The sequence below is a fragment of the Asticcacaulis taihuensis genome (genome assembly GCF_900100255.1).
In the GTDB taxonomy this organism is placed as follows: Bacteria; Pseudomonadota; Alphaproteobacteria; order Caulobacterales; family Caulobacteraceae; genus Asticcacaulis; species Asticcacaulis taihuensis.
Genome location: NZ_FMTS01000001.1, coordinates 1,155,837 through 1,167,045 on the forward strand (window position 1 = coordinate 1,155,837; position 11,209 = coordinate 1,167,045).

Annotated in this window: 15 protein-coding genes; 7 read left to right on the top strand and 8 right to left on the bottom strand. The window is 59.7% G+C overall.

Annotated elements, in window-relative coordinates:
- Nucleotides 1–61 precede the first annotated feature (61 nt).
- Together BLO49_RS18375 and BLO49_RS05445 are read right to left on the bottom strand one after the other, a co-directional pair.
- Nucleotides 62–202 (bottom strand): hypothetical protein, encoded by a 141-nt coding sequence (locus tag BLO49_RS18375; protein ID WP_170828215.1) that lies wholly within the window; start codon nt 200–202, stop codon nt 62–64.
- 39 nt (nt 203–241) lie between these two features.
- Nucleotides 242–1,279, bottom strand: a complete 1,038-nt coding sequence (locus BLO49_RS05445; protein ID WP_090645179.1) for an NAD(P)H-quinone oxidoreductase — start codon at nt 1,277–1,279, stop codon at nt 242–244.
- Between the two features lie 56 nt (nt 1,280–1,335).
- Here BLO49_RS05445 and BLO49_RS05450 point away from each other — a divergent pair, with 56 nt between their 5' ends.
- The 6 genes from BLO49_RS05450 (at nt 1,336) to hisN (ending at nt 5,618) form a co-directional block, all read left to right on the top strand.
- Nucleotides 1,336–1,551, top strand: coding sequence for a DUF1192 domain-containing protein (locus BLO49_RS05450; protein ID WP_090645182.1), 216 nt, complete (start codon nt 1,336–1,338; stop codon nt 1,549–1,551).
- 159 nt (nt 1,552–1,710) lie between these two features.
- Nucleotides 1,711–2,232 carry a protease adaptor protein RcdA gene (gene rcdA / locus BLO49_RS05455; RefSeq protein ID WP_090645184.1) on the top strand — a complete coding sequence of 174 codons (522 nt, stop codon included), beginning with the start codon at nt 1,711–1,713 and terminating at the stop codon, nt 2,230–2,232.
- Between the two features lie 189 nt (nt 2,233–2,421).
- Nucleotides 2,422–3,138, top strand: a complete 717-nt coding sequence (locus tag BLO49_RS05460; RefSeq protein ID WP_139159620.1) for a hypothetical protein — start codon at nt 2,422–2,424, stop codon at nt 3,136–3,138.
- Nucleotides 3,139–3,141: 3 nt separating this feature from the next.
- A complete protein-coding gene (locus tag BLO49_RS05465; RefSeq protein ID WP_090645190.1) occupies nt 3,142–4,044 on the top strand; it encodes a M23 family metallopeptidase in 903 nt (300 codons plus the stop codon).
- Between the two features lie 124 nt (nt 4,045–4,168).
- Nucleotides 4,169–4,552 carry a helix-turn-helix domain-containing protein gene (locus BLO49_RS05470; protein WP_090645193.1) on the top strand — a complete coding sequence of 128 codons (384 nt, stop codon included), beginning with the start codon at nt 4,169–4,171 and terminating at the stop codon, nt 4,550–4,552.
- Nucleotides 4,553–4,793: 241 nt separating this feature from the next.
- On the top strand, nt 4,794–5,618 hold the full coding sequence (hisN, locus tag BLO49_RS05475; protein ID WP_090645197.1) for a histidinol-phosphatase: 825 nt from the start codon (nt 4,794–4,796) through the stop codon (nt 5,616–5,618).
- On the opposite strand, the gene BLO49_RS05480 is transcribed toward hisN, so the two are convergent.
- From BLO49_RS05480 to BLO49_RS05500, 5 genes are all read right to left on the bottom strand, one after another.
- Complete coding sequence (locus BLO49_RS05480) at nt 5,615–6,769, bottom strand: alpha/beta fold hydrolase (RefSeq protein ID WP_090645199.1); 1,155 nt, start codon at nt 6,767–6,769, stop codon at nt 5,615–5,617. The two genes, hisN and BLO49_RS05480, sit on opposite strands and share 4 nt — an antisense overlap.
- A 27-nt stretch (nt 6,770–6,796) precedes the next feature.
- Complete coding sequence (locus BLO49_RS05485) at nt 6,797–7,729, bottom strand: class I SAM-dependent methyltransferase (RefSeq protein ID WP_090645201.1); 933 nt, start codon at nt 7,727–7,729, stop codon at nt 6,797–6,799.
- 87 nt (nt 7,730–7,816) lie between these two features.
- Nucleotides 7,817–8,302, bottom strand: a complete 486-nt coding sequence (gene bfr, locus BLO49_RS05490) for a bacterioferritin (protein ID WP_090645204.1) — start codon at nt 8,300–8,302, stop codon at nt 7,817–7,819.
- A gap of 141 nt (nt 8,303–8,443) precedes the next feature.
- On the bottom strand, nt 8,444–8,629 hold the full coding sequence (locus BLO49_RS05495; protein ID WP_090645207.1) for a (2Fe-2S)-binding protein: 186 nt from the start codon (nt 8,627–8,629) through the stop codon (nt 8,444–8,446).
- Between the two features lie 128 nt (nt 8,630–8,757).
- Nucleotides 8,758–9,444: a glycine zipper 2TM domain-containing protein gene (locus tag BLO49_RS05500; protein WP_245678868.1), complete on the bottom strand. Its 687-nt coding sequence runs from the start codon at nt 9,442–9,444 to the stop codon at nt 8,758–8,760.
- A gap of 239 nt (nt 9,445–9,683) precedes the next feature.
- Between BLO49_RS05500 and thiE the strand changes: the two genes are divergently transcribed.
- Nucleotides 9,684–10,325, top strand: a complete 642-nt coding sequence (gene thiE / locus BLO49_RS05505; protein ID WP_090645213.1) for a thiamine phosphate synthase — start codon at nt 9,684–9,686, stop codon at nt 10,323–10,325.
- Nucleotides 10,326–10,479: 154 nt separating this feature from the next.
- Here the strand turns inward: thiE and BLO49_RS05510 are convergent, their stop codons facing one another.
- Nucleotides 10,480–11,178, bottom strand: coding sequence for a hypothetical protein (locus tag BLO49_RS05510; RefSeq protein ID WP_090645216.1), 699 nt, complete (start codon nt 11,176–11,178; stop codon nt 10,480–10,482).
- Nucleotides 11,179–11,209: the final 31 nt, after the last annotated feature.

The following is an 11,209-nucleotide window of genomic DNA, read 5'->3' on the forward strand; positions in this document are numbered from 1 at the left end:
CCTTCCACTTTCTTTCAATAGCATCCCTCGCTTCAGGACGATGATTAAAGCCGGCCCTTATTCAATACTCGCAGTGCGTCTCCACCCACTTGCCGCCGCTGTTGCGGCAGGCGTCATGCGGATCGAACACCTTGGCGACGCCGAAGGCCGCGCCGGCTATAATCACAACCGTCAGCCCCAGCCAGATCATCCATTTCTTCATAAGCACACCACAAATATGAACATTGTTCATATTTCTATATCATGACGAAACGCGCAGCACAACCTTGCCCTTGTGATCGCCCTTCTCGATCCATGCGTGAGCCTTATCAGCCTCTGCGAAATCAAATTCAGCCGTCAGAATGGGCCGGATAGCTCCGCTCTCGATCAGCGGCCAGACGCGTTCATGCACCTTGGCCGTAAGTCGCGCTTTTTCATCCGGCGAGCGCGGCCGCAACATGGAGCCCGTAACAATCGCCTGTTTCGCCATGATGCGGCGCAGATCGACCTCGACCACCGCGTCCTTGCCGAAACCAACCTGCACGATGCGCCCGCCCATGTTCAGGCAGGCCAGATTTTTGGCGAAGAAATCGCCGGCGACAATATCAAGCACTACATCGGCACCGCCCGCTGCCTTGACCGCCGCCACGAAGTCTTCCGCGTCGCTGTCGATCACCAGGTCTGCCCCCATCGCCTGCGCAAAAGCGCATTTGTCGGCCCCGCGCGCCGTGGCTATGACCTTCGCCCCAAACGCTTTACCCATCTGGATCGTCATGGCGCCGATGCCGGAATTGCCGCCATGCACCAGTACGGTCTCGCCCGCTTTCAGCGCGCCATGTTCCATCAGGTTGGCGTAGACGGTCAGGATATTCTCCGGCAGGGACGCGGCCTCCGCCAGGCTGAGCCCGCGCGGCACCGGCAGCAGGTGGCGGATATCGACCGAGACATATTCCGCATAGCCACCGCCATTAACCAATGCGCAGATTTCATCCCCAACTTTCCAGCCGATATCGTCCCCGAAATTCACAGGCGGGCGGATAGTTTCGATCACACCCGAGACTTCCAGCCCCAGAATCGGCGAGGCACCCGGCGGTGGCGGATAACTGCCTTTCCTTTGAAGGACATCCGGCCGGTTCACGCCGGCGAAGGCGGTCCGGATCAGCACATGTCCGGGCGCCACATCCGGCCTTTGTGTTTCATTCAGGTATAAGTCTGACGGGTTTTGGCCGTCGCCGCGGACCGAAATGGCTTTCATGACTGATTCGTTTTCCTTGATTTCTTCGCGCAAGAGGCGTTTCATCTGTGAGCGGAGGATGGCGCGGAACGCAGCCTGATGTCCATACGGGATAGATAAGCATGGCGATACAGGATGACAATGAACCCCTGGCCCGGCAGAACGCCGGACCGTTGCACGGCCTGGTCCGCGAAGACCTGGACCCTTACAGCGTAGAGGATCTCGAAGCGCGCATAGAAATGCTGCAGGACGAGATCAGCCGGGCGACCACGGCGCTGGAGCGTAAAAAAAACCGCCGTTCCGCCGCCGATGCTTTATTCTCTTTTAAGGATAACTAACGATTAATAACCGTCATGCGTCCCGGCTGAATGGCACAAGCGTTGCAGTGCCTGAGGCAGGTTTCAATGACGGTACGTTCGGCAGGCCAGGCGCCTCCGGATTTACGCAGGTCAGAACAGACCTTCGCCGACCCGATTTCAGCATAAGGCTTACAGTATATGTCCGACAGCACCGCCTCCAACGCCCGCGTCAGTATCGTGCGCGATTTCGCCTCCTCCGATCTGTTCGATCGCACCTTCAAGGAAGGCATGGCGCTGGTCGAAGAAACAGCCACCTATCTCGATGGCGACGGCCGCCGCGACTCCCGCCTGCTGCCGCGTGAGGACGCCCTGCTCTATGCCGGCGAAAGTATGCGCCTGACCACCCGCCTGATGCAGATTGCCTCATGGCTGCTGGTGCAGCGCGCCGTGCGTGAAGGCGATATGCCGGCCCAGGATGCCTGCGACGAAAAATATCGCATCGCCGCCCTCAATGCGGAAGGCGCGGAAAAACCCCAGACCCTGCCTGGCGGTCTGCTCAACCTGCTCGACCGCTCCAACCGCCTTTATGAGCGCATCTCGCACATGGACAAGCGCATGTTCATCGATGGCGAGGCCGAAAAGATTGCGGTCAATCCGGTCATGAACCAGATGGCCATGCTGCAAAGCGCTTTCGCCGGTGAAGTCTTCACTGGCCAGTAGGCCGGGCCTATAAGCCAACTTTTCTTCAACAGGCGCGCATGACATGCGAGCCTGTTTTGCATCGGAGCGGCCGTAAAGTCGGCGCCTGAATCCTCCCTCTATATATTTTGACATTTCACTGTTATTTATTAAGGTTAATATCGATACGCGGCGTGGCCGCCTGTCATGGCCTGTGGGGGGCTTCGGATTATGGTGAAATCTCGTTCAATCTGGATTTTGGGCATGGCGGTGGTGGTTGCCGCCAGTACGGGCCCGGCTGAGGCACAGACACTGCAAGGGAACAGTAGCCCGCCGGCTATCCTCCAGCGCCGCCCCCTGCCCCCGGCTCCGGTCCAGTGGCAGGCCGTCCTCGATCGGCTTGCCCGTGTCAGGGCCAGCCGCCAGGGCCCCGGCGTCGTGGCGCGCCTCGTCAAATCCGAACTCGACAAGACCGAGTTGCCGGTGCTGCTGCCGCGTGAGGGCGTGCTGGACACGGCAAAGGCCAAACTGATGAGCTTTGGCGACGCCTATGCCCTCGACCTGCCGCAGGCGAAGGGCGTCCATATCACGGCTTATGGCAATCGCACCTTCCTGCCGGCCCCCGCGGGCGCCGTGTCCCGGCGACCGATTACCCGGCTTAAGGACGTGGCGGAAGATATTCGCATCACCCAAATGGAAGACGGCTGGACGGCGACCTTCAGCCGCTACGGCATGGTCTACTCCCTCGATGTCAGTTGCGATGATGCCGCGGCGCCGGAATGCAAGACGGACGGCTACCTGAAAACGGTCATTACGCAGTTTGACGATGTCGGCCTGGGCGCCAGGGCACAGGCGGAAGCCGAACGGTTCAGGGCAAACGCCAACCAGACCGGCAGCCTGGTGGATCAGCTCACCAAGAGCTTCCGCGATCTGACGAAGGGGGGCTGATCCATGCAAACCCGGACCATTCTTCAGCCCACCCTGGCCGCCGTGCTCTTCATCCTGGCCGGCTGCGACCGCTTCACGCAAACGGCCGAGCCATCATCATCCGGCGCCGAAGCTTCGGCCCCGACCTCCGAGGCTGACGTTTCAGCCGAGGCCAGTACTGATCTGTCAGAGACGAGTGAATCTGCCTCAGACTCGGCTTCCGAAGCCGCGTTGACCGACTTCCCACATGACGACCCGACCAAACTGGTCGCCGGTTCGGGCAGCGGCTATTCCGAGGTCAGCAACTGGGCGCCGGGCATCTGCTTCCCTATACAGAGCGTGGCCTATGCCAATTCGCAGGTCTACAGCCCCGGCGGGGATCACTATCCCACCACCAGCGCCAGCAACCATGGCAGCCAGTGCGACGCGAAAAACTATGCCTATCCCTGGCATGACAATTTCTGCGAGGCGCGAAGCTGGACTAACCCGGTATGCGCTAGCGGCAGCGGCCATCAGGGCCAGGATATAAGGCCCTCGACCTGCAAGGCCAACCTGTACTGGGCCATAGCGGCGGAAGACGGCACCGTGACGCAGGTGGGCTCCTATACGGTCGCCATCACCGGCAATGCGACACCCCACCGGATTTACCGCTATCTGCACATGCAAAAGGCTTCGGTCCAGGTGGCGGTCGGCGACCATGTGGTGCGCGGCCAGAAGCTGGGACTGGTCTCGAACAATCTGGGCGTCTCCAATGGCGTCCAGCAATATACCACCATCCATCTGCATTTTGAGGTTCGGGTAGCCCAGGCCGAAACCATGAGCGATGGCAAGCAACTGGCAGCAAATGCCTTTGTCCCGCCCTATGCCGCGCTTGTCGATGCTTACCAGCGCAGGCTCTCCGGCGATTGCGCCGCCGCAACGCCATAGTCTGTATTTCCCTTCCCCGGTGCGTATACACCCCTGTTTAAACGTGTGGCACGAGTTGTGAAACCTATAAGGCGAGCTGTTTCACTCTGAGACAGCGCCACTCGTCTGTTTAGGGGTTCCAATCATGGCCACCGATATCGATCTGCACCTGGGTAAGCGTCTGCGTCGCCGCCGCCGTCTGCTCGGTTTGACGCAACAACAACTCGCGCTGGCGGTCGGCATCCGCTTCCAGCAAATCCAGAAGTACGAATGCGGCGCCAACCGCATCTCGGCCGCCCGCCTGTTCCAGCTCGCCAAGGCGCTGGAAACACCGATCAACTATTTCTATGACGGCCTGTCCGACGACAAGACCGAAGTGGCCGCCGTTAACAACGAAGGCATCGAAGTGTTCTCGCGCAAGGAAACGCTCGATCTCATCCAGGCCTATTACCGCCTGTCGGAGCGCCCGCGTCGCCGTCTGCTGGATCTGGCGAAGTCGCTCAATGGTGACAACGAACAGGCCGCGTAAGCCTTCGGCTTACACGGCTTGATTTTTTCGTAAGAGGTTACCTCGCAACGGCTCGGGCGCGCGGTCGCGCTTGCCAAAATTCATGAAGAATTTTGGAGTGCATCTGCCTCGTACCTCCCCATCTTTGATGGGGAGGGGGACCGCGCGCTTCTTCAGCGCGTGGTGGTGGGGTTTCTTTCTTCTCCTGGGATACCCGCACAAACATCTGGACCCGCATGGCTGCTCAGGCTATGCGGGTTTCATGTCAGAAAGCACCCCCGATTTCGCCGTCCTCGAAGCCTTCGCGCTCGACCTGGCCGCTGCCGCGGCCACCGTTGCCGTGCCCCTGTTCCGCCACCGGGACTTAAGCGAAATCAACAAGGGCAATGCCAGCCGCGCCGATATCCATTTCGACCCGGTGACCGAGGCCGACAAGGGCGCCGAACGCGCCATCCGCGCCCTGATCAACCAGCACTATCCCGCTCACGGCATTATCGGTGAAGAATATGGCAGCGAAAACGCCGATGCCGACTATGTCTGGGTACTCGATCCGGTCGATGGCACTCGCGCCTTCATTTCCGGCCTGCCCTTATGGACGACCCTGATCGGCCTGCGTCACCAGGGCCGTCCCGTGCTCGGCCTGATCGCCCAACCGGTGCTTCAGGAAGTCTATCTCGGCTCGCCGCTCGGCTCGCGTCTTGTGACCCCGCAAGGCAGCACATCATTAGCCGTGCGCACCTGCCCGGACCTCGCCAACGCGGTGATCGGCACCACCGATCCGCACCTCTATGCCGGTGAGGAAGTCGCCGCCTATACCGCTCTGCGCCAGGCCACAAAACTGGTCCGCTATGGCTGCGACGCCTACGCCTTCGCCATGGTGGCGGCCGGTACGATGGATATCGCGCTCGAAACCGGCCTCAAGCCCTGGGATATCGAAGCCATCATTCCGGTGATCGAAAATGCCGGCGGCGCGGTCAGTAACTGGCAAGGCGCGCCTGTCGGGCCTGAGGCTGGTCAAGTGATCGCTGCCGGGTCGCAAGCCTTGCTCGACCAGGCTTTGATGCACCTCAAACGGGCGGCCAATTAAGCGCTTTTTTGGCCTTCCGGATCGGGCACGTCCGGCAGGATCTCTTCTTCCGCGATCAGGCTTTCCGGCGAAATGCCTTCCGGCAATTCCGAAGCCACCTCGGCGACATCGGCGGCCATCAGGCCCATGCCGACGCCAACATGATTATCCTGTACATGCATATGATGGCTGATGCCGCGGGGCGCCGCAAAATCCGCCAGTTCATCGAACTCGGCCATTGCCTGGCGACGATAGTCATCGATCTCGATCAGCACCTCGTGCTCGGCGCCGGCGATCTCCAGATATTGCCCCTTGCCCAGCCTCTTGGCGAAGGTTTTGGACGGCTGCTTATTGATAACATGGTCATCACCCGAACACACAATGCTGATCGGAAGCTTGAGCTTTTTCAGCACCTTGGCCTTATCGAGCAGAAGCCCCTCGCCCAGTTTCAGCGCAAATTGCAGCCAGCCCCAGGTCGGGGACCCCACCGCGAGATGCGGACAGGCGAACAACTGCTCGTGCCACACCGCGTAACGCTCGCGGTCGTGGGTCAGGGCATCTTCCTCGAAGGTGTGCATGAACGGATCATCGAACAATTCCGGCACATAGTCCGTGCCGCGCCCATGATTGACCTGCCAGTTGACCTGGAAATTGACCGACCACAGCGAATGCTTGCCGGTTTTGACCCGCAGCATCGGGTTGGTGAAGAAGGCGCCGGAAATGCGCTGCTCCCCCTTGGTCAGGGTAGCGAGATTGAGCGCCGCACCCATCGAATGCCCCAGCATCAGCCAGGGGCGGGGCGCCCGGTTCTCGAAGGTATCGAGCAGGCGCTGATAATCGTCAAGGAACTCGTCCGCCGAACGGGCATGGCATTTCAGGCGGTCGGGCAACAGCCGGGCAGAAAGCCCCTGCCCGCGCCAGTCATGCGCCACCACGCAGAAATCGCGCGCCATCAGATCGCGGATGATTTCGTAATATTTTTCAATTGGTTCGGAACGTCCTGGCGAAATGAACACAGTGCCGCGCGCCGGCCTCACCGGCTGCCAGAAGCCCAGCCGCAGACGCAAGCCCCCGGCGCCGCGATACCATTCACCCACCCCGCCTTCGGGCACGCGCGATTCCGGCGTGAACATCAGCGGTGCGCTGGTCGAAAGGGCGGCGATACGGCTCACGGTTATAACTTCCCCATAGTTACGGCGTTACTGCGGCTTCCTGAACTTCAGCGTCATGCGGTCGCTTTCGCCAATCGATTCGTACAGGCTGCCGTCGAATTCCGGATTAGGCGCCTGTCCGCGGGGCGCTGTCAATCTCTGAGGCGGCAAAGTCCAGACGCCAAACGGATGATCCTTGTCGTCCTTGGGGTTGGCATTCATCTCGCTTTCGGCCACGAACTGGAATCCGGCCTCCGCCGCCATCTGCTTGACCAGAGGTTCCTGAACATAGCCGGTGGTAGCGCCGGGGTCCTGCACATTGCCGATATCGGCGCGGTGCTGCTCGACTCCCAGAATGCCGCCGGGCCTCAGCGCGGCAAAGGCATCCGCGAAAGCCTTTTCAGCGATGCCCTTGGCAATCCAGTCATGGATAACCAGCAGGAACAGGACGCAATCGACGCTGTCGGCTTCGGCCAAAGGACCGCTGGTCTCGCCAAAGGCGGCGTAGGTTAATTCGCCGTAACGCTTCTTGTCGGCGTCGAAATGCGCCCGGTACTTCGCCTCAAGGGAAGCGGCCGCCTCTTCGGGCACCGGCCCGGCCTCGATCAGGGCCGCGATATACTGTCCCTTGCCCTTGTTCAGGTAGGGCGCCAGGATTTCGGTCATATAGCCGGCGCCCGGCCACATATCGATCACCGTGTCCTTCGGCTTGATCTCGAAGAAGGTCAGCATCTCGACGGGATGACGGTACTTGTCCCGTCCCTTGTCGACCGCATTGCGCCAGTTGCCGCTGACCGCCCACTCCAGCGTGCCTTCCTGCGCCGCCAGCTTGGGATCTATGGGCGTGGCCGTATCGGCATCGGGGTCTATCACCACATCGTCGTCTCGCTTGCGTCCGCAGGCCGCAAGCCCTGAGCCGCCCAGCGCGAACACGCCGGCTAAACCCAGCCTGGTAAACGCTCTGCGATTATAAACGCTCAAAAGACCCGTCCGCTCACTTTACAATGCGATTTGCTGCGGCACGTTAGGAGGTTCGCCCGAAAAGGTCAAAGCTCATTTAGGGGTTTGTTAACCCTCGCCCTCGATTTCCTTCATGGCGCTTTGGATATAGTTGGCCTCGCCCATCAGCTTGATCAGGCCGAGCTGGGTTTCCAGGAAGTCGATATGGTGCTCGGTGTCTTCCAGGATGCGGCGCAGCAGTTCGCGGCTGACATAGTCCATGTGGTCATCGCAGTATTTGACACCGGCCACCAGGGTGGCGTGGCCACCGGTTTCAACGGCCAGGTCGGCCGTCAGGCACTCTGTGATGTTTTCACCGATCTTCAGCTTGTTCAGGTCCTGCAGGTTTGGCAGGCCATCGAGGAACAGGATGCGCTTGATCAGCAGATCGGCGTGCTTCATCTCCTCGATCGACTCTTTATAGACGATGCGGCCGAGGTGATACATGCCCCAGTTTTCGATCATGCGGGCGTGCAGGAAGTACTGGTTGACGGCGGTCAGCTCATTGGTGAGCACCTTGTTCAACAGCTTGATGATTTCGGGTTGGCCCTTCATGGCGCGCTCCTGCCTGCGGATTGATCAGCACGCATCCTATCGCGGCAAATCACCGCTGTGAAGACATTTTTAAATTAAAACAAAAGCTTGTGCGAATGACAATAGGATTTAGTCGCACATATAAATAGCGGAATTTAAAACCTATTCCGCAGCCATGGACATGGTGATCTGGGCGTTGTCGATCATCTCGCGGATATCGCAGACGCACTTGGCGCATTGCGGGCGCGTCTGGCAGTGATCGAAAACCGCCTTGACCGTGCAGGCGCCCGACTCGATGGCGGCATGGGCGTCACGTTCGCGGATGGCGTTACAGTTACAGACGTACACGGCAAACTCAGGCTGAATGACAATGCGAATGCGTCTCAAATAACACGCTGCCAATTCAATTGCAAGTCATTCGCACATCTCTCCCGTAAAAAAAACCTCCGGAAATCCGGAGGGTTTTTTCGAGGGGATTAGTTGTTGTTGTACCCGTAGCTCGGCGCGCCGGTTTCATGCCAGGCGCCACCGCGATCCTTGTAGCCATAGGTCTGAAGCTGACCCTCATGCCAGCGTCCCCGACTGTCCTTCCAGCCAAAGGCTGCGGGACGGCCGGTATGCCATGACCCGGCCGTATCCCGCCAGCCCTGCGTGCCATTTCGGGCATCATTATAGGCGTTGCCGCTGCCGTACTGCCCGTTATTGCCGTGTTGGCCGTTGTTATAACCGTTGCCGGAATTATAGCCGTTGTTCGAATTGTAGCCATAGGCCGGGCTGGTATGACGCTCGGCATCATAATAGACGACACTATACATTTTACTGTCCGGGCGTGACTTGTAATAAACGATATTGTAGTCGTCCGGCGCGTAGCCCGGCGAATAAGACCCGTTTTGGTAGGAATAGTATTCGCCATTCAGGCAGGTGTCGTTACGCTTGTCGACCTGATTGCCGATAACGCCCCCCAGTACCGCACCGGCAATCGTACCAAGGCCCTTTTCATTCTTGGAGACCTGGCTGCCCAGAGCACCGCCGGCAACGGCGCCTACCACCGTACCGGTGGTGTTTGATCCCTTCTTGACATAGCAGTAGCCATCATATTGCGAAGCCGTCTGGCTCTGATATGGCGTTTGCGCCATTGCCGCTGGCGCAGCGGCTGCCAACAAAATAGCCGCCCCTGTCATTAATGTCATTTGGGTCAAGGCCATCGGAAATCTCCTGGTTCGTTCATAGTCTGCCTGCCGGAATTTTCCGGCGGTCTGTGAGGCGTCATTCTAGGCTGCCAACGGCAGGGGACAATGCGGAAGGCCGCCCCCCATGTAAGCGCACGATAAGCCGCGGCCCTTAGGATTTCCTTGTGTCTTCGATCTTGCCCTCGCCAGGCATTTCAGGCAAACCACCCCGCATGACCCAAATCACGCACCAGGCCCGCCTCTATCTCATCACGCCACCAGTCATCCCGGACGTGGAGGCTTTCGCGCGCGAGTTGGAAGCGGCGCTCGATGCCGGCGATGTCGCGGCCCTGCAAATCCGCCTGAAGGATATCAATGACTATGATCTGATCGCGGTGACAAAAGTCATCGCCCCGATCGCGCAGAGCCGGGGCGTCGCCGTGCTGATGAACGATCGCGTGCAACTGGTGAAGTCATTGAAGCTCGATGGCGCCCATATCGGCCAGTCGGACATGCCGCTGAAGGAGGCCCGCGCCCTGCTGGGCAAGGAGGCCATGATTGGCGTCACTTGCCATAACAGCCGTGACCTGGCCATGGACGCGGCCGAGGCCGGGGCGGATTACGTCGCTTTCGGCGCCTTCTACCCGACCACGACCAAGACAGTCGAGCACATGGCTGATCTGGAAACCCTGACCATCTGGCAGGAAATGGTTGAAATTCCCTGCGTCGCCATCGGCGGCATAACGGCGGAAAATGCCGGAGAGGTCGCCCGCGCCGGCGCGGACTTTATCGCTGTCAGCGGCGCGGTATGGAACCATCCGGCCGGTGCGGCGGCGGGTGTAAAAGCGCTGATCGCGGCCATTTCTGCAACCTGACAGGGTTGTAACTTGGCAATTTCAGGAAACATGGCATTGTGCGCCCGAACTGGCGGGGGCCATGAATGGATTACAAACTCAAATATACGGTCGCCTTTGCGGCCCTGGGCTTTTTCTTTGTCGCCGGCCTGGTGCTGGCGGCCGGCCTGCTGTCCTATTGATCGGTATCATCCTCTGTCGGCGCCTCAGGCTTCGGCCAGCCGACAGATAATTCCTGCACCACCGGCCTCGCGGCGACAACCACCGCATCGGATGACACCAGCGTCCTTTCGCCTTCTATGGAAGCCGCCACCGGTCCTCCATTTTCCGGCAACCCCAGACGCACCCCAAAAATACAATTACCCTTGATCTTGGCCAGTTTGCCGCGATTGAAGTCACTGACATAACCGCCGTAATCCCAGTCAAATCCGCTGAGTTTGAACGGTTTTTCATTAGCCCCCTCAACATCGGCAAGGGTGCTGCCGAGATGCAGCCCCTTAGGCCCGGACCATTGCGAGTCACCGCGGATCAGCACGGTTGATACCTCGGTCAGAGCATCGTCGTAGAAAAAGACCTCGACCCGCCGGCGTGGATCATTGCCATAGAGCACCACACCCTTTTGCATGATGCCCTCGGCGCCGGGAATATCGGTCACCTGCGCATAGCTCTTGTAAGTGGCCAGCAGGCTTTCGGCGGTGTCGGTCTTCTTGACCGGCCAGTCGCAGGTCATGACAGTGGCAAGAGACGTATAGTCGGCCGGCGCCAGGCTGGAGACAGCCGCTTCAGATGAGGCCGGCGTCTCAGATGGACCACGCGGTGAACAGGCGCTAAGCGCGATCACCGCCAGACTCGCCGCTACGATCTTCGATTTCATGATGCCCTCCCCTATTCCGTGACAGCTTAAC